Source organism: Streptomyces sp. CB03238 (assembly GCF_002099185.1).
Classification (GTDB): Bacteria; Actinomycetota; Actinomycetes; order Streptomycetales; family Streptomycetaceae; genus Streptomyces.
Map to the genome: position 1 here is coordinate 95,621 of NZ_NBCN01000023.1, position 19,509 is coordinate 115,129.

General features: G+C 68.4%; 16 protein-coding genes. 4 read left to right on the forward strand and 12 right to left on the reverse strand.

Annotated features, from left to right (window positions below):
• Positions 1 to 139 precede the first annotated feature (139 nt).
• Entirely contained in the window at positions 140 to 1,105 is a 966-nt protein-coding gene (locus BKD26_RS31635; protein WP_084905385.1) for a YihY/virulence factor BrkB family protein, read from the forward strand.
• A 75-nt stretch (positions 1,106 to 1,180) separates the two neighbouring features.
• On the opposite strand, the gene BKD26_RS31640 is transcribed toward BKD26_RS31635, so the two are convergent.
• The 10 genes from BKD26_RS31640 to BKD26_RS31685 all read right to left on the reverse strand — a co-directional run bounded on the left by BKD26_RS31640 (position 1,181) and on the right by BKD26_RS31685 (position 15,473).
• Positions 1,181 to 1,690, reverse strand: a complete 510-nt coding sequence (locus BKD26_RS31640) for a MarR family transcriptional regulator (protein ID WP_084905386.1) — start codon at positions 1,688 to 1,690, stop codon at positions 1,181 to 1,183.
• 167 nt (positions 1,691 to 1,857) lie between these two features.
• Positions 1,858 to 3,381 (reverse strand): bifunctional phosphatase PAP2/diacylglycerol kinase family protein, encoded by a 1,524-nt coding sequence (locus BKD26_RS31645; RefSeq protein ID WP_084905388.1) that lies wholly within the window; start codon positions 3,379 to 3,381, stop codon positions 1,858 to 1,860.
• 56 nt (positions 3,382 to 3,437) lie between these two features.
• Entirely contained in the window at positions 3,438 to 3,863 is a 426-nt protein-coding gene (locus tag BKD26_RS31650; RefSeq protein ID WP_084905390.1) for a DUF6003 family protein, read from the reverse strand.
• A gap of 84 nt (positions 3,864 to 3,947) precedes the next feature.
• Positions 3,948 to 6,509 carry a GAF domain-containing SpoIIE family protein phosphatase gene (locus BKD26_RS31655; protein WP_241518947.1) on the reverse strand — a complete coding sequence of 854 codons (2,562 nt, stop codon included), beginning with the start codon at positions 6,507 to 6,509 and terminating at the stop codon, positions 3,948 to 3,950.
• Positions 6,510 to 6,590: 81 nt separating this feature from the next.
• Positions 6,591 to 10,892 carry a HAMP domain-containing protein gene (locus tag BKD26_RS31660; RefSeq protein WP_084905393.1) on the reverse strand — a complete coding sequence of 1,434 codons (4,302 nt, stop codon included), beginning with the start codon at positions 10,890 to 10,892 and terminating at the stop codon, positions 6,591 to 6,593.
• 515 nt (positions 10,893 to 11,407) lie between these two features.
• Positions 11,408 to 12,712 (reverse strand): PP2C family protein-serine/threonine phosphatase, encoded by a 1,305-nt coding sequence (locus tag BKD26_RS31665; RefSeq protein WP_084905395.1) that lies wholly within the window; start codon positions 12,710 to 12,712, stop codon positions 11,408 to 11,410.
• Positions 12,685 to 13,725: a SpoIIE family protein phosphatase gene (locus tag BKD26_RS31670; protein ID WP_084905397.1), complete on the reverse strand. Its 1,041-nt coding sequence runs from the start codon at positions 13,723 to 13,725 to the stop codon at positions 12,685 to 12,687. The genes BKD26_RS31665 and BKD26_RS31670 overlap by 28 nt, the downstream gene beginning before the upstream one ends.
• Positions 13,722 to 14,210: an anti-sigma regulatory factor gene (locus tag BKD26_RS31675; protein ID WP_241518951.1), complete on the reverse strand. Its 489-nt coding sequence runs from the start codon at positions 14,208 to 14,210 to the stop codon at positions 13,722 to 13,724. Before BKD26_RS31675 ends, BKD26_RS31670 begins: the two co-directional genes overlap by 4 nt.
• A complete protein-coding gene (locus tag BKD26_RS31680) occupies positions 14,188 to 14,598 on the reverse strand; it encodes an STAS domain-containing protein (protein WP_084905401.1) in 411 nt (136 codons plus the stop codon). Before BKD26_RS31680 ends, BKD26_RS31675 begins: the two co-directional genes overlap by 23 nt.
• Positions 14,595 to 15,473, reverse strand: coding sequence for an STAS domain-containing protein (locus tag BKD26_RS31685; RefSeq protein WP_084905438.1), 879 nt, complete (start codon positions 15,471 to 15,473; stop codon positions 14,595 to 14,597). Before BKD26_RS31685 ends, BKD26_RS31680 begins: the two co-directional genes overlap by 4 nt.
• A gap of 144 nt (positions 15,474 to 15,617) precedes the next feature.
• Here BKD26_RS31685 and BKD26_RS31690 point away from each other — a divergent pair, with 144 nt between their 5' ends.
• Positions 15,618 to 16,112, forward strand: a complete 495-nt coding sequence (locus BKD26_RS31690; protein ID WP_084905403.1) for a MarR family transcriptional regulator — start codon at positions 15,618 to 15,620, stop codon at positions 16,110 to 16,112.
• A gap of 212 nt (positions 16,113 to 16,324) precedes the next feature.
• Here BKD26_RS31690 and BKD26_RS31695 read toward each other — a convergent pair whose 3' ends face one another.
• Entirely contained in the window at positions 16,325 to 16,816 is a 492-nt protein-coding gene (locus tag BKD26_RS31695) for a MarR family transcriptional regulator (protein ID WP_084905440.1), read from the reverse strand.
• Positions 16,817 to 16,918: 102 nt separating this feature from the next.
• Between BKD26_RS31695 and BKD26_RS31700 the strand changes: the two genes are divergently transcribed.
• Both BKD26_RS31700 and BKD26_RS31705 read left to right on the forward strand, forming a co-directional pair.
• A complete protein-coding gene (locus tag BKD26_RS31700) occupies positions 16,919 to 18,085 on the forward strand; it encodes a PP2C family protein-serine/threonine phosphatase (protein ID WP_084905405.1) in 1,167 nt (388 codons plus the stop codon).
• A gap of 68 nt (positions 18,086 to 18,153) precedes the next feature.
• The gene (locus BKD26_RS31705; RefSeq protein WP_084905407.1) at positions 18,154 to 18,393 is read left to right on the forward strand and encodes a hypothetical protein; all 240 of its coding nucleotides are present in this window, start codon (positions 18,154 to 18,156) and stop codon (positions 18,391 to 18,393) included.
• Between the two features lie 132 nt (positions 18,394 to 18,525).
• Here BKD26_RS31705 and BKD26_RS31710 read toward each other — a convergent pair whose 3' ends face one another.
• On the reverse strand, positions 18,526 to 18,966 hold the full coding sequence (locus BKD26_RS31710) for an ATP-binding protein (RefSeq protein WP_084905442.1): 441 nt from the start codon (positions 18,964 to 18,966) through the stop codon (positions 18,526 to 18,528).
• Between the last annotated feature and the right edge of the window lie 543 nt (positions 18,967 to 19,509).

Sequence of the window (19,509 nt, forward strand, 5' to 3'; positions counted from 1 at the left end):
GACCAGGCCTGGCTGCGCAGCAGCTGTCTCGAACAATCGGCTCCGCCCCTGGCAACCGGGACGGAGCCGATTGCCCGCGTTCTCATGTGAGGCCGAACACTGCCGCTCGCCGACCCTGTCTCGGCTCTGGGGAGGACCGATGGGAACGGTAGTGCATGTACCGCAGACGCGGGACATGGTCGGCGAAGAACTCTCCGGCGACGAAGCCTTCTCCGCGCTGCGGCACTACGGTGGACGCAAGCTGTTCATCGACGCCTTCACACGCTTTCGCTACGCCGACGGGTTCAGCTCCGCCCGCTCCCTGGGATACCAAGTCGTCCTCGGCATCGTGCCGTTCACCATCGCCCTGGTGGGGATCGCCACGACCATGCACACGGAAAGCGTGGGTCAGGCCATTGAACTGGCCCTGGCCCAGATCATCCCCGGCACCGGCACAGAGCTGGTGCAGCAGGCCCTCTCCGACACCCGGCGCAGCGCGGGCGCAGACACTGCCGGAGCCGTGGCCATGTGGCTGGGCCTCGGCTTCGCCGTGATCAACCTCGCAGCGGCTATGGGGCAGATCGAACGCGGCTGCAACCGTATCTATGGCATCGAGCGTGACCGTCCCTTCGCCGGCAAGTACGGCAGAGGTGTGCTCCTCGCCCTGTGTGCCGGCCTCCCGCTCGGAGGGGGATTCCTTGCCATGGTCGCCGGACGGGACATCGGGCAGGCAGTGGTCCAGGCGCTGCACTGGCCCCCGTCTCTGCTCGGCTGGTGGCATCACCTGCACCTGCCCGTCGGGGTCCTCCTCGCGGCCGTCGCCTCGGCTGTGATCTTCCGCTGGGCTCCTCGCCGTGACCAGCCGGGCTACACCTGGCTCATTTTCGGCTCAGGCATCCATCTGCTCCTGTGGGTGGCCGCGACATGGCTTCTCGCGCTCTACGTCAACAACAGCGGATCGTTCGGAGCGGTGTACGGTCCGCTGACCGCGTTCGTCGCCCTCCTGCTGTGGGCGAATGTGACCGGCATCGCTCTCTTCCTGGGTGTCGCCTTCGCCGCTCAGCTCGAAGCGGCTCGCGCGGGCATCACCGAACCGATACGCCCCGACCCCGGTCCGGGGCCGTGACACGGGTGCGCCGGGCAGGGGAGCAGCGGTTCGCGCGTGGGCCGGACACCACGCTGCGGCTCAGGCGGCTCCCGCTCAGGCGGATTCGGCAGACGACGTCGTACCGCCGTCCGATTCGCCTCCCCGCGTACTGGTGTCTTCGACGGCGAGGCGGAAGCTGCTCAAGCCGGCTGCGAGCGCTGCGCGCTCTGCGGGCGGCATGGCGGAGATGACGTCGAGCAGAGCGGCTTCGCGGCGGGCACGCAGGTCCTTCAGGTAGCCTTCCCCGCGGCTCGACAGGCGCAGCTCCAGCTCCCGCCGGCTGGCCGAGCTGGGGGAGCGCTCGACGAAACCCAGCGCGTCGAGTCGGTCGCACATCCGGCTCACCGAGGACGGTGCAGATCCGAGCACCTCACCGAGGGTGCGCAGGTTGATCGGCTGGTCGCGCTCCAGGATGTACAGAACCCTCAGCTGCGAGGTCGAGACCGGAGCCGCCGATGTGGTGTCGCGGCCCTTGTTCCAGAGAACTTCGAGCAGTTCGATGACTTCCCGGGCGGCCTGTGCGGCAGCATCCCGGTCGGCGCTTGCAGAAGTCGCGGAATGCATGCCCTCAACTGTGACACTTCGCAACGGCCTTGTCAGTCGCTGGGACACGGGGACTCCTCCTTGTACTGCTGGGCAAGAACCTCACAGCTGTGGCGCGCTCGGGACGTTCCTCCGGGGCGATGACACATGAGCATCCAGACCAGCCTATGCCCACGGTCGGCCACAGCTCATTCAGCCACCGGACGATAGACCGTCAGCGCCTCTGGCAGCTTGTCCAGCAACAAGGAGGCGGGAGCGGGGACCACTTCGCCGTCGTAGGCCATGTGCGCCTCCCGTGGCAGCCCGGAGACCAACAGTCGTGTGGGACGCGCCGCCGCGTACAGGCGGGTCTTGGCCAAGCCTCCCGCGATCGCCGTCACCAGGAGGCGCGTCCGGGCGAAGAACCCGCCGCGCGCGACCCGTACATCCAGCAGCCCGTCCGCCAGATCGTGACGCCGCACCGGTGCCAGACCGACGCTGCGGTAGGCCCCATTGCCGGCGAACAGCAGCCACAGGGATTGCTGCTTGCCGTTGACCACGGCCGGCAAAGGACGGGCAGTACGCAGAACGTGTACGACGCCCGCCAGTGTGGCGGCCGGACCGCCCATACGCGGCGACCAACGCTCCCTCACGCGTACGAGCTCGGGATACACGCCAAGGCTGAAGGTGTTGAGGAAGTACGCCACCTCCTCGCCCGTCTCGCGGTCCTCTCCCGCTCGCCCACGTGGTCGGATCCGACCGACGTCAGCGCGCACCGCGTGACCGGCGGACAAGGCGGCACAGGCATCCGCGACCGTCTCCACGCCCAGGTCCGCCGCGAAGTGGTTGAACGTCCCACCGGGAACCACCATCAGCGGCACACCGGCCTTCAGCGCCGGCGCGACCGCGGCGTTCACGGTGCCGTCCCCTCCGCATACGCCCAACACCCCGCCACGCGCAGCCGCCTCACCGGCTGCCCGGTCCATCACTTCAGCAAGAGAGCCCGCGCTCTCCTCGTGGAAAACGACCTCCGCGCGGGGCAGCGCGTCCTGCAACTGCCTGACGGGGTCCATGAATTGCGGCTGAGCGCCGGATGAGGGGTTGACGACCAGGATCAGTCCCTCTCCCTCGGGCAGCGCCGGCGCATCAGCGCGCGGCCGCGCCGGGGCGGGCAACTGGGCACGTGAAGGCGCCAGCCCCCGTACCGCGTAGGCCGCGCCCACTCCGAGGCCGGCGCCCACCACCACATCACTGGGATAGTGCACGCCGGTATAGACGCGAGAGAACGCGACGGAAGCCGCGACCGGCAGGAGCGCGGCCCCCCAGCGGCGCGACTCCAGCGCCACACCCGCAGTGAACGCGGCCGCGGATGCGGCATGCCCGGAGGGGAACGAACTCGTGACAGGCTGGCGTGCCAGGTGCCGTATCACCGGTACCGCATCCAGCACGGGACGCTCCCGCCGGACCGCCCCTTTACCGAGGGTGTTGACGGTGGCCGAGGCCAGGGCGAGGGACGCCGCCCCGCGCACCGCCGCACGCCTGCTGCGCACCCCGCCCACGGCCCACATCCCCGCAGCGATACCGAACCAGAGCAGCCCGTGGTTGGCGCTTCTGCTCAGCCGGGGCAGCACCGGCTCCGCTCCCGGCCAGGAACGGGCGGCCACCTTCTCGAAGACCGACCGGTCCACGCGGCTGAGCGCGACGCGCACCCGACCCCTTGATACGTTGCCCATCAGGTGTCCCTCTCGTCCGGCACGCGCGCGACGCACATTCGGCACCGCCCATGAGGTCATGGCTGGATCAGGCGGCCGATGTCCTGAGGGTCCAGACCAGTGAGCTGGGCGATGCGCGGCGCGGGAATGCCGGCGGTCAAAGCCCGGTGCACGAGAGCTTCCCAGTCATGGGTGGTGTCCCGGAACTCCAGCAGTTCGCTCTCCACTTCGGTGACCGCCTGGGGCGCGCATTCCTGATGCACGCGCACCGCCTCTTCCTCGCTCAGAGGAACAGGCAGGCGCTCGGCCTCCTCAGGGATGAACGCCTCGAGCTCGGCAGGCACAATCCTGAGGTGGTCGGACGAAGCGGAGACCTCGTGGGCGTGCAGCCAGGCGCGTACGGCCGGCGTCTCCGCACACTCCAGGGCGCCGACGGCGGCGAGAGCTGCGCCCAGCCGTGGCTGACGGTCGGTGAGCAGGAACAGGTAAGCGTCATCGGCCATAGCGCCAGATCGCCTTCTTCGGTCGGTGCTGAACGGGACACTGATGCCGGCGCCCCGGTACTGCGGCGGAACCCGGCACCTGCTTCACAGAACTTGAACACCGATGAGGCATGTGTCGTCATCGGTGTCGGACTTGCTGTGCGTGAGCAGCCCATCGAGCCGCTGCTCCAGTGTGGTGGTCGGTATCCGGGCGTTGGTCAGCAACTGGGCCAGGGAGTCCTGGACCGACTGGTCCCTGCGCTCGACGAGCCCATCGGTGTACATCAGCAGGGTGTCACCGGGCTCCATCTGCAGTTCCTCCTCCTCGTACGTGGTCTCCGAGAGAGCACCGAGGAGTATCCCGCTGACCGTGCGCAGCGTGGTCGCCTTCTGGCCCCGGATGAGGACCGGAGGGAGGTGTCCTGCCCGGGCCCAGCGCAGGGTGTGCTGCTCGGGATCGTACAGGCCACAGACCGCCGTGGCCGTGACGTGTTCGGTCAGGTAATGAGCCACGGTGTTCAGCCAGGACAGCAGCTGACCCGGCCCTGCGCCGGTGACAGCCAGACCTCGCATGGCGTTACGCAGCACCACCATGCTGGTCGCGGCCTCAATGCCATGTCCGGCCACGTCTCCCACGCACAGCATGATCTTCTTGGAGGGCAGCACAACGGCGTCGTACCAGTCACCGCCCACCATGGACTCGGACTCGGCCGGCCGGTAGCGCACGGCGATCTGCAGGCCGGGACTGTCCAGCGGGGCCTGAGCCGGCGGCATGATGGCATGCTGCAGCTGCAGGGTCATACGGTTGCGTTCAGCAGCCTGCTGCTCGGTGTGCGCCAGCTGGTCGCGGGTCGCCGCCAGGGCCACTTCGGTCCAGTGCTGCGCGGAGATGTCCTGGTAGGCGCCCCGCACCGCCAGCATGCGGTGGTCGGCGTCGAGGACCGGCTCGGCGATCACGCGGATGTGCCTGGTGACACCGTCCGGGCGCTGCAGGCGAAAGGCCGCGGACGCCGGCCGCCTGTGGTGCAGGACGGCGCGCAGGAAGCGGCCGATGGTGACGGCGTCGTCCGGGTGGGCGTGGGCGGTGAGCTCTTCCAACGGCACGGGGCTGGTGTTGGGGGTACGGCCGTAGAGATCGAACAGCTGGTCGTTCCAGGTGATCTCACCGGTGGCGACGTTCTCCTCGAACCCGCCGATCCTGCCAAGACGTTGAGCGTGCTGGAGGAGGCTGGCCAGGCGGGCTGTCTCGTCCTCGACGCGCCAGATGAGAAGCACGCTGCTGCCGTGGCGACTGACACTGATGTCGGCGACGGAGGCAAGAGGGACCTGGTCGACCAGGGCGGTGAGCGTCATCCGCTGGGCACGGAACGGCTCACCGGTCGCGTAGACCCGCTCTATCTTCTCGAAGAGTTCGCTGCCGCCAACGGCCATGGGGTAGGCCTCGAGCAGCAGCGCTCCGTTCACAGCACTGCGTGAGCGACCCGCGGGATCGACGAAGTGACTGTTCGCGTGATGAATCCGGAAGTCGGCGAGTTGACCGTCGGGTTCGAGGAATGGAACCAGGACCAGCGCCGGGTCGTACAGGCCCTCTGCGAGATCGACCAGCTCGCTGAGGTCCGGCCTGGTCGTCCAGGAATGCCCGCGGGGGGAGGCAGCCGCACCCGGCCGGCCCTCAAGGGTATGAGCGCACAGCTCGGCCAGCGCCTCGATCTGGCGCACGATCTGCGGCGGCTGAGGCTCCAGGGGACCCGGCCAGCAGATTTCCAGAATCCCGTGGACGCGACCGCCGGTTCCAGCCGGAAGCGCTACACGGCCGCCACTCGGGTTCTGTGCCCAGCCGATGGAAGGCAGGCCTGCCGCGGACCAGGACGCGACTCGCACGGCCTGCCGCTCGGCCAGCGCCTGGCGGGCCAGCGTCGACACACCGGGCGGTACGTAGCGCCAGCGCCCGGCCTCGTCCGTGGGGAACCCGGCGTGTCCCGCAAGGGTCAACGAGGCGTCCGAACCCGCCGTCCACACGGCGACGGCGTTGGCACCCAGTGGCGTCAGAGCGTGTTCCAGGAGCGACTCGGCAACCGCCTGGGTGTCTCCCGCCGCCAGGGCGCCGCTTTCCGCCGTACGCAGACGCACGCCGACGGACGTGCTGTCTTCCGCAGCGCTCGTCTCACCGTTCGTCCGCTGGACGAAATCATTGGCCACGTCGGTGACGTGGTCATGCGCCGCCTGATTGACGATGTCCGCTGCCAGCTCCAGCTGTGACACACCCGACTCGTCGGCCAGCGCTGCCAACTGCTGGGCAGCCACGGCGGGCCCGCACTGGAGCCGTTCGATCAGCACGCCTTTCGCGAGTTCAATCAGAGCGCGGCCGTCAGCCGCAGCCTGCGCAGCGCGGATCTCGCCGCGCAGCCGCTCCACCGTCGCTGCCAGCCTGCCCAGCCCGGTGCCCTCTTCTCGTACCTGCGTTGCCGCAGCGATTCCCGCGGTGACGGCTCCCCTCGGCGCTTCTGCGGCAGCCTGCCAGGTCTGAGAACCAGGTGAGAGCGCCGGTACCGTCCGCGAGCCGTCGTCGTCCGCCGGGCGGGAGGGGGCAGGGGACGGGCTTGAGCGAGCGGGCGTCAGCAGCCCGTCGTCGGCGACGGGCTCTCCAACATGCTCAGGAGTGCTCACTGTGCTGCTGACTCCTCGTTCGGCGGAGGGAGGGGAGGGGAAGGCAGGAGGGCTGCTGAGCCGGCTGGCCCGCATCACTCCCTAGACGGCCAGCCAGCGCCTGATGCAGGCAATGAGGTCGTTGGCGTCCACGGGCTTGGTGACGTAGTCGCTCGCTCCTGAGGCAAGGCTCTTCTCCCGGTCTCCCGGCATGGCCTTGGCCGTCACCGCGATGATGGGCAGCGTGGCGTGGGCGGGATCCTCTCTGATCGCGGACGTGGCGGCGTAGCCGTCCATTTCGGGCATCATCACGTCCATCAGGATCAGGTCGATCTCGGGGTGCTCGCGCAGTGTCTCGATGCCCCGGCGGCCGTTCTCGGCATGCAGGACCTTCGTGCCGTGCATCTCCAGGATGCCGCTGATGGCGTACAGGTTACGGGCGTCGTCGTCCACCACCAGCACCGTGTGGCCGGCCAGGGTCCCGTCGATGGGCTGCGAGGGCTGCCGGCGGGTCTCCTCAGGGCGCACCAGGGGAAGTACGTCGCCGGGCTCCTCGGCGGACAGGTGCAGGGCGATCCGCTCGCGCAGCTCGTCAAGGCTGGAGATCAGTTCCAGCGGCCGGCTGTCCGAACGGGTCTGCAGCTTCTCTTCCTGAGTCGGCTCCAGGCGGCGACTGTTGTGCGCGAGGACGGGCACGGTCGTCACCGCCGCGTCACCGTCCATGGCATCGAGGAACCGCAGCGCCTCGTCCTTGGGCATGTCGAGTTCCAGGACGACGCAGTGGAACGGACCGGCGGCCAGACTCTCGGCCGCCTCCTGCGCACCTACGGCGGTGATGACCTCGATGTCCGCCATGTGCTTGGGAAGGTCCTGGTTCCCGGACAGGTCGGCGACCGCGCTCTCGGCCACCAGGGACAGCAGACCGCGAGTGCGTTCCTCGACGACCAGCAGTCGACGTTTCTGCCGGGGCGCCGGCGCCGGCCGGGGCGCCGCCTGGCTGCCACCTGCGGTACGGGATCCTGCGTCCGTTGCTGCCTGTGCGGCTGCTCCGGCGGCAGGTGTCTCCCAGTCGGCCCGCTCGACGGGCAGATAGAGAGTGAACGTACTGCCTTGCCCGTGAGTGCTCTGGGCAGTCACCGCACCGCCCAGCAGATGGGCGATCTCCCGGCTGATGGACAGCCCCAGCCCGGTGCCCCCGTACTTGCGGCTGGTGGTGCCGTCCGCCTGCTGGAAGGCACCGAAGATCGCCTCCAGCTGCTGCTCGGAGATACCGATGCCCGTGTCCTTGACGCGGAACGCCAGCACCGCCTCACCCCGGTTCACGGCAGGGGGAAGCTCATGCTCCGCAGCGACCTCGATGCGCAGCTCCACGCTGCCGCGCTCGGTGAACTTGACCGCGTTGGACAGCAGGTTGCGCAGCACCTGCCGCAGCCGGGAATCGTCGGTCAGCAGGTCGGCCGGTACGCCGGGGGCGGCGCTGATCGTGAACTCGAGGCTCTTCTGTGTCGTCATCGGCCGGAACGTGGCCTCGACGTACTCGAGCAGCTGGCGCAGCGGAACCCGCTCAGGGTTGAGATCCATCTTCCCGGCCTCGACCTTGGACAGGTCCAGGATGTCATTGATCAGCTGCATCAGATCCGACCCGGCCGAATGGATGATGCCCGCGTACTCCACCTGCTTCGGGGTCAGGTTGCGCGTGGGGTTCTGTGCCAGCAACTGCGCCAGGATGAGCAGACTGTTCAGCGGCGTACGCAGCTCATGGCTCATGTTGGCCAGGAACTCCGACTTGTACTTGGACGCCAGCGCCAGCTGCTGAGCCCTGGCTTCCAGCTCCTGCCGTGCCTGCTCGATCTCCAAATTCTTGGTCTCGATGTCGCGGTTCTGCGCGGCCAGCAGCGCGGCCTTCTCCTCCAGCTCGGCGTTGGAACGCTGCAGCTCGTCCTGCTGCACCTGCAGCTCCTCCGACCGGACCTGGAGCTCCGCGGTCAGCCGCTGCGATTCGTCCAGCAGCTCGTCGGTGCGGGCACTGGCGACGATCGTGTTGACGTTGACGCCCAGTGTTTCCATCAACTGCTCGAGGAAGTCCCGGTGCACCGTGGTGAAGGGCGTGAACGATGCCAGCTCGATCACGCCCAGGACCTGGTCCTCGACCACGACCGGCAGCACGATCAGGCTGCCCGGTGCGGACTGGCCGAGCCCGGACGAGATACTGACGTAATCCGCGGGCACGCCCTCGGCACTGATGGTCCGACGGCTGCGCGCAGCCTGACCCACCAAGGACTCACCCAGCTTGAAGCGGGCGTGCTCGGTGAAGTCCGCCGGACGGCCGTAGGAGCCCACCAAGGTGAGTTCGGTGCCGTCAGGCGCCTCTTCGGCCAGGTAGAAGGCCCCGTACTGGGCCGACACCAGCGGCGTCAGTTCGTCCATCACCAGCTCCGCGACCACAGCGAGGTCACGGTGCCCCTGCATCAGGCCGGAGATCCGTGCCAGGTTGGACTTCAGCCAGTCCTGCTCCTGGTTGGCCCGGGTCGTCTCGCGCAGCGACTCCACCATGGAGTTGATGTTGTCCTTGAGTTCGGCGACCTCACCGGAGGCGTCGACCGTGATGGAGCGGGTCAGATCGCCCTCGGCCACCGCGCTCGCGACCTCGGCGATGGCACGTACCTGCTGGGTCAGGTTCCCGGCGAGCTCGTTGACGTTCTCCGTCAGGCGCTTCCACGTCCCGGAGACGCCCTCGACCTCGGCCTGGCCGCCCAGCCGGCCCTCGCTGCCCACTTCGCGGGCGACGCGGGTGACCTCGGCGGCGAAGGCGGAGAGCTGGTCGACCATCGTGTTGATCGTGGTTTTCAGCTCCAGGATCTCGCCCCGGGCGTCCACGTCGATCTTCTTCGACAGGTCACCGTTGGCGACGGCGGTGGTGACGAGAGCGATGTTGCGTACCTGGCCGGTCAGGTTGTTCGCCATCGAGTTGACGTTGTCGGTCAGGTCCTTCCAGGTACCGGCCACGTTGGGGACCCGGGCCTGGCCGCCGAGGATGCCCTCCGTGCCCACCTCGCGCGCCACACGCGTGACCTCGTCGGCGAACGCCGAAAGCGTGTCGACCATGGTATTGATCACGCCCGCGAGCGCCGCGACCTCACCCTTCGCCTCAACCGTGATCTTCTGAGACAGGTCGCCCCTCGCCACTGCCGCGGCCACCTGCGCGATCGAACGGACCTGCCCCGTCAGGTTCGACGCCATCACATTGACGTTGTCCGTCAAGTCCTTCCACGTGCCGGACACCCCACGGACCGTGGCTTGCCCACCGAGATTGCCCTCGGTGCCGACCTCTCGGGCGACGCGGGTGACCTCGTCCGCGAAGCCGGAGAGCTGGTCGACCATCGTGTTGATGGTCTCCTTCAGCTCCAGGATCTCGCCCCGGGCGTCGACCCGGATCTTCTGCGACAGGTCGCCCTGGGCCACTGCGGTGGTGACTTCGGCGATCGAACGTACCTGGGCCGTCAGGTTGTCGGCCATCACATTGACCGACTCGGTGAGGTCCTTCCACGTACCCGAGACGCCCTTGACATCGGCCTGCCCGCCGAGCCGGCCCTCGGTGCCGACCTCTCGGGCGACGCGGGTGACTTCGTCGGCGAAGGCGGAGAGCTGGTCGACCATCGTGTTGATGGTCTCCTTCAGCTCCAGGATCTCGCCGCGGGCGTCCACGTCGATCTTCTGGGACAGGTCTCCCTTGGCCACGGCTGTGGCCACCTGCGCGATGGAGCGGACCTGGGCGGTGAGGTTGCCGGCCATGAAGTTCACCGAGTCGGTCAGGTCCCGCCAGGTGCCGGAGACGCCCTTGACGTCGGCCTGGCCGCCGAGGATCCCTTCGGTGCCCACGTCGCGCGCCATACGGGTGACCTCGTCGGCGAACGAGGAGAGCTGGCCGACCATGGTGTTGATGGTGTTCTTCAGCTCCAGGATTTCACCGCGCGCGTTGACGGTGATCTTCTGGGACAGGTCGCCTTTGGCAACAGCGGTCGTCACCTGCGCGATGTTACGGACCTGGTCGGTGAGGTTGCCGGCCATGAAGTTCACCGAGTCGGTCAGATCCCGCCAGACGCCGCCGACGCCGGGTACCTGGGCCTGACCTCCCAGCCGGCCTTCGCTGCCGACCTCGCGGGCGACGCGGGTGACTTCGGAGGTGAACAACGACAACTGGTCCACCATGCCGTTGAAGACGGTGGCGATCTCACCGATCAGCCCGTCTGCCTCGTCGGGGAGCCGGGTTCCGAAGTCACCGTCGCGTACCGCCGTAAGACCGGCGAGCAACTGCCGCAGCTCCGACTCGCCCACCATGCCGCCCCCACGGGGAGGCCGCGACCGCGGCACCGAACGCGAATCCTCGACCGCCGTCTCAGCCATGACCAACCTCGTTCCACTCAGATGCCACGACGAAAAGACCGAGCAGACGCACACCCGGAGTGGGCGGCCCCATGCCATTCTTTCGACACTTAACCATTGCCGTATGACAAATACGCTGAAGGCTAACCCACGCGGCGTCACATGGGCAATCGAGCCCTGGAGCGCGATTCGCGCGTGCTGGCCAGATCCCGACATCCCTGGAAAGGGCAACTATTCCTGTGTGCCGAGATCTCTGATACAGCCGTATCGGCCCGAATTCTGGACACCAGCTCGGGCTGTCACCAGGCCGGGAGCATGAGAGTCCGTAACACCGACAGACCCCGCCGTGACGGGGGAGGCACGGCGGGGTCTTGGCGCTCGTATGCCCGTCCGACCACAGCTCCACACCTGCGCCGGTTCAACTGCGGGACTCCGTGGGAGCGGTCACCCGTATCTGGTGGATGCCTACGACGGCAGCCCGACCATGTGACGGTGGAACGCGGGGGCGGGGGCGACACCGTGCCCGGAACAGCGCTTCAGGAGTTGGGCGCGCGGGTAAGGCGGACAGCCAGGGCGAGCGTGTCGTCGGGGTGCAGGACGTGGGTGAGTATGTCCGCGGCGATGTCCGCGGGGATGCGATCGGTGGGCTTGTGGCGGTGTCGCTGGGCGGACTGGAGGAGGAGCCGTTCTCCTTCAGGAGGGTCACGGCGGTTTTCGGTGAGGCCATCGGTGTAGAGGATCAGCAAGTCCTGATGCTGAAGGGTCGTGCTGAGGACGCGCTCGCTGCCCGGTTTGGGGTAACCGATGCCGCGGCCGCGGACTTCCAGGTAGGTACCCGTTCCGTCAGGGCGGATGAGGAGGGCAGGCGGGTGGCTGCCGTTGGCCAGTCTCAGCTCGCCGTTCGCGGGGTCGAGCCTTGCCAGCAGGACGGTGGCCATCACACTGTGGTCGAAGGGCGCCAGCACCTGGTCCGTACGCTGCACAATCGTTTCGAGCGGGTGACCTTCGAGCGCCAGGGTCCGCACGGCATGGGTCACGGTCAGGGCGGTGCCTGTACTGGTGACGCCGTGCCCCAGAGCGTCCACGATGGTGATGTGGAGCGTTCCGTCGGGCAGGGTGAACCAGTCGTACAGGTCCCCTCCGGTGGGTTCGTCGTCACTGGCGGGGGCGTAGTGAACGGCGAGCTCGACACCATCCACGGTGAGAGGCCGGGGCCGCAGCGCGTCCTCCAGGGCCCGCAGAGTCCGCCCGTGTGCCGTGCGCAGCTGTTCGTCGCGTTCTTCGAGCTGTACGTAGAGGGCCAGCACCCCGCTGTTGGTCTCCGCGAGTTCGTGTTCGAGCCGACGGCGCTCCGCGGCGAGGGCGTCGCCGCGGGCAAGTGCTGCGCGCAGTTCTTCTTCCACGAGGGCGTGGTCGACGTCACGTGCTGCGAAGGGTGCCGTGGCTGGGAAGCCTGCGGCGCTTCGTGTCTGCGGAGTGCTGGGTGAGGGCAGCACGGTCCGCGGAGGCCGGTCGGTGATCGGGCGGATGGGCAGATGCCAGACCATGGAGCCGTCGGGAGCAGTGTGGCCGGGCAGTGGCAGTCGCTGCGGGTCCAGCGTGGTTTTCAAGCCCGGATGGGGGAAGCGGAGGGTGATGACCAGGTGCTCGGTGCCGGCGTCGCCCGGCCGACGGTCGGTGGTGAGGGTGACGAGCCGCCCGCGGCCGAGCGGAGCCGCGGCCACTTCGCTGAGGGTCAGGACGAGGCGGGCACGTTGCTCAGCGGTGAGGTGATGCGAGAGTGCGATGGTCCGTGCCGTGCGCCGAAGAGCGGTCAGGGTACGGAAGGTGTCGCGGGACATGTCCCCCCTTGTGAGGAGCCGAAGGCGAGGGCAGTGGCGTCATCGCGGCGTCGGCGGTGGCTGTGGACCAGTGAGGCGACCATCAGTGATGGGGGAAGACGCAGGTATGTGGGGGACGCGTCCCATGTCCACCTGTGATCGATTCCATCGGTGTGCACGAGTACGACAGAGTCGCGGCTGTGCCATCGCAGAGTGTGGGTCCGTGGCGGCGGCATGTTGTACCCGACTATCCCCGGCTGACCGATGAGTTGTTGCTGGACACCCTGGGGCGAGAGTGCCAGGGCTCGGATGTTGCCGATGCCGCAGTACTCAGCACGATCGCCGTGCACGCGGACAGCCGCTGCCGCGGCGCCGCGGGTGTGCCGGAGCGCCCTGTCGATGGCGGTCAGGATCTCTGCGAGGCCATGGTCGGCGAGAGGGCGGAAGGTCCGCACCGCCCGCTGGACAGCCATGGCGGCTTCGGGGCCGTGTCCCAGCCCGTCGAGGACGAGTCCGGTCCATGTCCTTCCATGGCGGACTACGGCGTAGCTGTCGCCGCACTGCCGCTGCCCGGCTGCGGGCAGGCACAACGCGCCTACCGCCGCGTCTGGTTGCCGAGTCAGTTGGGGGTCGGCGATCCAGGCGTGTGCCAGGGTGCCGTACTCGGCTTCGGAGCGAATGGTGAAGTCGGTGGCGATGCGGCATACCGCCCCCAGACCTGCCCCCAGGGTGTTGGTGGTGCTGTATCCGTCGGTGAAGCTCAGGTCGATGTCGGCGATGCCCGGCCCGTGGTCCACGCCGATGATGTCCATGCCGCTGCCGGCGGCGGCCGGTTGGAGGTAGATGGCTCCGTTGCGGGCATGCTTGTCAATGTTGCTGGCCAGTTCGCTGGCGAGTACCGCTGCCCGGTCCGGCAGCGCGCCGGGCAGGCTGCAGGCCCGTGCGACGTCCCGGGCTTGGGCCGCGGCCACGTGGACGGCGCTGTGGTGGTCGATGGGGATGTGGAGAGTTGGCATCCCCGGGGCAGGGGTCATGGGCGCGAGTTCCAGCGCACCGCGACGATGGTGGTTCCCTGTCCCGGAGCGGTCCGCACGTGGAATTCGTCCATGAGACGGCGAGCGCCGCCCAGTCCGTGGCCGAGGCCGGATCCGGTGGTGAATCCGTCGACGAAGGCCGTGTCGAGGTCCGGGATCCCGGGCCCACGATCGGATACCGACAGTTGCAGCCCGATTCGGCCGGCTCGCCGAATGGTCTCGAGCTCGAAGATCCCCCCGTGCCCGTGGATGTAGGCGTTGCGCGCGAGTTCGCTGGCGGCGGTGACAATCCGTGTCTGGTCCACCAGGCCGAAGCCGGCGCGCAGCGTGGCGGCCCGCACGGCGTGACGTAGGGCCAGCAGGTCTTCCTCGGAACGCAGGGGCTGGGCGGTGACAGTGTCGCCGGGCTCCGGCCCGGTGGCAGTAGAGGCTGAGGATGGGGTGTGCGGGGTTTTGTCGAGGTCACCGTGGGGGAGCATCGGCAGCCCCTTCCTGAGGCCGGCCAGCTCGGTACCAGCCGAGCGCGGTCATGCCCTGCTCGGCGTTGAGGGCGGTCTCGACCCCGGTAAGGCTCAGGCCGAGCTCCACCAGCGTGATGGACACAGCGGGACGCATGCCTGCCACCACCACCCGTGCCCCCAGAAGGCGGGCGGTGGTCGTCAGTTCCATGAGGGTGCGCGCGACGAAGGAGTCGATGAGTTCCAGCCGTGAGATGTCGATCAGAACGCCGTGTGCGCGGTCAGCGACGATGCGCTGGGCCAGTTCATCGGTGAAGGCTATGGCGGACTTGTCGTCGAGTTCGTCGAGCAGGCCCGTCACCAGGACGTCGCCCAGGCGCAGGATGGGTACGCCGGCGCCGGCGGGGGCGTTCACCGGATCGCCGTGGAGCCGGCCCGCTGGGCAGGCTGGTCGGTCAGGGTCATCGCGGCGGCCAGCGCGTCAGCGAGTGTCGCGCGGGTCAGAATGGGGGACAGATCGATGCCCAGCTGGGCGATGATCTGGGCGATCGGCGGGCGGATACCGCTGATCAAGCAGTCCGCCCCCATGAGGCGTACCGCGTTGACCGTCTGCATCAGATGGTGGGCCACCGCGGTGTCCACGGTCGGTACACCGGTGATATCGATGATCGCTACCTGAGCCTCGTCCCGCTGGATCGCCTCCAGGAGGTTCTCCATGACGACCTGCGTGCGTGTGGTGTCGAGTGTGCCGATGAGGGGTACCGCCAAGACCTTGTCCCACAGGCGCACCACAGGGGTGGACACCTCGAGCAATTGTCGGCTCTGCCGCCGGATGATCTCCTCGCGCCCCTCGACGTACGTCTCGAAGCACAGGGCGCCGGCAGCGTCCAGAAGCCGGTTGACCAGCAGTGCCGCCGCGTAGAGAGTGCCGGCCTCGCGGGTGAGGTGCTGCACCGCCTCAAGCAGCGCCTCTTTCAGCGCCAGCACGGCCAGGGACGTCGCTGTCGGCGTGGCCCCGCCCCGTGCGCGCCGCAGAGACAGCTCGACGATCGCTTGGTGCAACACCGGCTGGGTGGCAACTACGCGTTCTGCCGGCTGTTCGCTCTCCAGACCGGAGCGCAGTGCATCGACCAGTGCGTCGGCCTCCTCCCGCAGCTCGGCCTCGGTCATCCCGTTGCCGAGGGCCGCCTGCTCCAACTGCAGCTGCACCCAACGATCGGCCACCTTCTCGGGCTGTTCCCGCAAGGCCGCGAGGACATGGATGCGAGCCTCTGGCTCACTGGCGTTCATATCCATCCACCTTCGCAATAGTTGTCGCGCGGCAAATGTACATGGAGCCCGATGGCCGCCGAAACCCGCGGAGAGCGCGTATGTCGCAGTCGATGCGGGGCACCAGCAGGGAAACAAACAGGCAGGAACCCACCCGAGCGGTAAATGAGAGACAGCGACGCACAGGTACCCGGGACCGGGGCGCAGGGGACCGGAGCGGCGGCCCGGCGCGACGCGGACGCGATGAAGGCGGCGGCCGCGCTGGTCGCTCTGTGGGAGTACGCGGATCTGCACGCTCCCGGCCCCGTCCCTTACCTGACGCTGCGGGCCCTGGCGGCAGTGGAGAGGTCGGCGACGCTGGGGCTCACCGAGCTGGGGAGGGCGTTGGACATCACGCCGGCGTCAGCCAGCCGCCTGTGCGGGCGCTTGGAGGGCGCGGGGCTGCTGGCCCGGCGCTCCCACGCCGGTGACCGCCGCCGGGCGCTGCTGGCGCTGACCCCGGCGGGCGCGGAAGCGGTGGAGGAGATGCGGGCGCGTTTCGCGAGCGCCATCGCCGCAGCCCTGCCGCCCTCCGCAGGCCAGATCCAAGCGGTCAAGGAGGCGTGTGACATCGCGCGGGAGCGGCTGCGTTGGGCGGTGACCGAGCGCGGAGACACCTAGAACCCGCGGGCGGGCGGGACCTGTCCCCGCACCAGTTCCCGCCCGTCGCCCGATTTGGTTACCGTGCGGAAACTGTTGCCGTTTGACAACTGTACGTCGGAGGAAGACCCTTACCCAGTGCGGCCCGTCTGCGTGCCCGGCCCGCGGTCGCACGCTCGAGACAAAGGCAGGTGAACCTGTGAAGCGGACGACATGCCGACCGTGCCCGATGGTCAGGCGGACTCCGCTGCGTCACCAGCGGCTTTGGAGGCGGCGTCTTCGACGGCGAGGCGGAAGCTGCCCAGGCCGGCCGCGAGCGCTGCGCGCTCCGCGGGTGGCATGGCGGAGATGACGTCGAGCAGCGCGGCTTCACGGCGACCGCGCAGGTCCCTCAGGTAGCTTTCCCCGCGGCTCGACAGGCGTAGCTCCAGCTCCCGCCTGCTGGCCGAGCTGGGAGATCGCTCGACGAAGCCCAGCGCGGCCAGACGGTCACACATCCGGCTCACCGAGGACGGTGCCGACCCGAGCACCTCACCAAGAGTGCGCAGATTGATCGGCTGGTCGCGGTCCAGGATGTACAGCACGCGCAGCTGCGAGGACGACACCGGGGCGGGCGACGTCATGTCCCGACCCTTGTTCCAGAGCACCTCAAGCAGCTCGATGACCTCCCGGGCGGCATATGCGGCAGCATCCCGGTCGGCGCCTGGAGAAGTCTCGGAATGCATGCCCTCAACTGTGACACTTTGCAACGGCCTTGTCAGTCTCTGGGACATAAGAGGCCATCCGCTCCTTTCGCTCATTCTTCTTGAACAGGTGGTAATCGAACGGTGGACAGATTCTCGGCTGTGGAACGCGCACTACGCGGAGCTCCTCCCCACGCCCTCTTCGAAGCGGTGCGGGACGCGCTCACCACCCACTACACGGCCGCCTCCGTCGACCTGCTCATGGCCGATTACGCGATGACCATACTGCAACCCGTCAACGCCCTCCCTTACACGGCTGAGCCCGTACCCGTACATGCCAGCGCTCCGGGGCGTGCCTTCGGGTCCCAGCACCCCCACGTGGAGAGACCCGCACGCGCCACCGAGGTGATCGCTCACTTTCCGGTCAGCGTGCGAGGGGACCGCATCGGCGTCCTCACCGTCTGCCTCCCCGAGGACCACTACACGCCGCAGACCGAGCGGGAACTGCAGGACATCGCGGAGATCCTCGGCCACGAGATCGTCGTGGCCGAGCGCGACACGGACCTGTACCTCCAGGCCCGCCGAGCCAGTCGGCTCACGCTCGCCGCCGAAATGCAGTGGCAGCTGCTGCCCGGCCGCTCCTGCGCACGGCCCGAGTACGAGATCGGGGCACAGCTCGAGCCCGCCTACGCGATCTACGGCGACAACTTCGACTGGTCCACCTCCGCCGACCACCTCACCCTCACTGTCACCAACGGCATGGGCGAGGGCATCGAAGCCGCTCTCCTCACCAACCTCGCCGTCAACGCACTGCGCAACGCTCGCCGAGCCGGACTCTCACTGACCGACCAGGCCTTCCTCGCCGACCAAGCCATCTACGGCCACTACCACGGAGCCGCCCACCTCTCCGTCCTCCTCCTGAGCTTCGACCTGGAGACCGGAGAGGTGGAGATCGTGGATGCCGGATCACCGAAGATGTGGCGCCTGCGGCAGGGCAAGGCCGAACCGATCGAACTGGATGCGCAACTTCCGCTCGGCATGTTCGAAGACACCATCTACACGGCTCAGCCGTTCACCGTTCTGCCCGGCGACCGTCTCTTCTTCGTCAGTGACGGCGTCTACGACGTCGCCTCACCGGCCGGCGAACGCTACAGCGAGAGGGCCCTCATCCGCGCCATGACCTCGACCCGCCTGCTTCCCCCCTCACAGGTGCCCCGCGCGGTGCTTCAGGAACTCGCCGGACACCGAGGCCCCATCGATGCCGAGGACGATGCCATGGTCGTCTGCCTCGACTGGCACGGCCGCCAGTGACCCTCACTGTTCACCAACCGCGGATGAGACTCGGAGAGGCCTTCGCACAGCGGGCAGGAAGCGGGCCGATGATGCTGTGGCAACTGGTGGTGGCCGCATACAGCGACCCCCTGGCAGAGGACCGCGAGAACATCCTCGCGTGGGGCGCCGCCGAGCTCGCCCATTCCCGCTATGGCGGCGAGCTCGGCGGTCTGCCCGCCAACGCCGAAGACGTCATCTGGATCGCTTGGGAAGAGTTCGGCATCCGACTCGACCGCACCACTGCCACCGAGGCCTTGGAAGAGCGGCGACGGCCCATCTCCGGGTGACCAAAGGGGCAGGATGCCTCGCAGGACCAGGCGGTCACCCAGGGCCCATGTGGCTGGGGTGACCGCAGGCTGCCCGCACGCGTCTTCCGCCTCTACCTGCAGACGACCGTAGGCAGTGGGTGTCCGCCGGATCTACCACGGCAGAAAGGCATGGATCTCCTTACCGCCCCGCTCCGGCAGGACGCTGACTTCCCGGGCGAGTGCGTGAACGATGTGCCAGCCCAGCCCGCCGGCCCCCTGCCCGGGCCTGCAGGGCTGGGGCGCCGGCGGGACGGGGTTGCTGTCCCGAACGGCCACGTGCACTCCGTCGAAAGTGCGTCGTACCCGTAGCGCGAAGGGGCCGGGAGCGTACTGGACGGTGTTGGCGGCCAGTTCTGTGACGACCAGCAGGACGTCGTCATGGCTTTCCGGGGTCGTGGGCGGGTCGCAGTACGCGAGGGTGTCGAGGAACAGGCCTGCCGCCAGTCGTGCGTCGGTGACATTGCCGATGTCGCCGTCGAAACGTGCGGTGAGGCCTTCGGCGACCTCGGGATGAACCGCGCTCCAGCCGTCCCTGAGCGGCCCGGTGGTCATGTCACTCTCCCGTCTTTCGCGGATGATGCGCATGTGCCGACAGACGTCCTCTTCTTCCCTGTTGTGATGGTTCTACGCGTATCGGGCACTGGACTGATGGGGCACTTGCCCGAACTGTCCGACGACCGCTTCTCAGTTCCCGCTCCGCTGCGTTGCCGAGCAGGAGTTCATGCCTGGGCGCGCATGATTGCCGGCACCTGGCCGTGTTCGACGAGGGCGAGCCGGTCGCCGGAGCCTCCGCCTACCGCCGAATGCCGACCGTACCCGGAGGCATCCTGTACGTGGCAGGGATCGCCTCCGTGGGTGTTGCCCCGACGCATCGCCGCCGCGGCATCCACCTCGATGACGCGCGCCCAGCTGACCGACCTGCACGAGCAGCGGCGTGAGCCGATCGCCGCGCTCCGCCCCCCGAGGCCGTCATCTACGGACGGTATGGCTACGGCCCCGCGACAGCCGGCAACCGGATGCGCTGAGACCGACCTGCCCCGAGGTTCCGCCCCGATACCGACTCCGGCGAAGGTACCGTCCGGCTCAAGCACGCCG

Bases quoted from the DNA above. Each gene is read 5' to 3' on its own strand.
- BKD26_RS31640 (WP_084905386.1), bottom strand. From the start codon at position 1,690: ATGCATTCCGCGACTTCTGCAAGCGCCGACCGGGATGCTGCCGCACAG.
- BKD26_RS31670 (WP_084905397.1), bottom strand. From the start codon at position 13,725: ATGACCCCTGCCCCGGGGATGCCAACTCTCCACATCCCCATCGACCAC.
- BKD26_RS31635 (WP_084905385.1), top strand. From the start codon at position 140: ATGGGAACGGTAGTGCATGTACCGCAGACGCGGGACATGGTCGGCGAA.
- BKD26_RS31645 (WP_084905388.1), bottom strand. From the start codon at position 3,381: ATGGGCAACGTATCAAGGGGTCGGGTGCGCGTCGCGCTCAGCCGCGTG.
- BKD26_RS31710 (WP_084905442.1), bottom strand. From the start codon at position 18,966: ATGACCACCGGGCCGCTCAGGGACGGCTGGAGCGCGGTTCATCCCGAG.
- BKD26_RS31695 (WP_084905440.1), bottom strand. From the start codon at position 16,816: ATGCATTCCGAGACTTCTCCAGGCGCCGACCGGGATGCTGCCGCATAT.
- BKD26_RS31690 (WP_084905403.1), top strand. From the start codon at position 15,618: ATGAGAGACAGCGACGCACAGGTACCCGGGACCGGGGCGCAGGGGACC.
- BKD26_RS31650 (WP_084905390.1), bottom strand. From the start codon at position 3,863: ATGGCCGATGACGCTTACCTGTTCCTGCTCACCGACCGTCAGCCACGG.
- BKD26_RS31685 (WP_084905438.1), bottom strand. From the start codon at position 15,473: ATGAACGCCAGTGAGCCAGAGGCTCGCATCCATGTCCTCGCGGCCTTG.
- BKD26_RS31705 (WP_084905407.1), top strand. From the start codon at position 18,154: ATGATGCTGTGGCAACTGGTGGTGGCCGCATACAGCGACCCCCTGGCA.
- BKD26_RS31660 (WP_084905393.1), bottom strand. From the start codon at position 10,892: ATGGCTGAGACGGCGGTCGAGGATTCGCGTTCGGTGCCGCGGTCGCGG.
- BKD26_RS31665 (WP_084905395.1), bottom strand. From the start codon at position 12,712: ATGTCCCGCGACACCTTCCGTACCCTGACCGCTCTTCGGCGCACGGCA.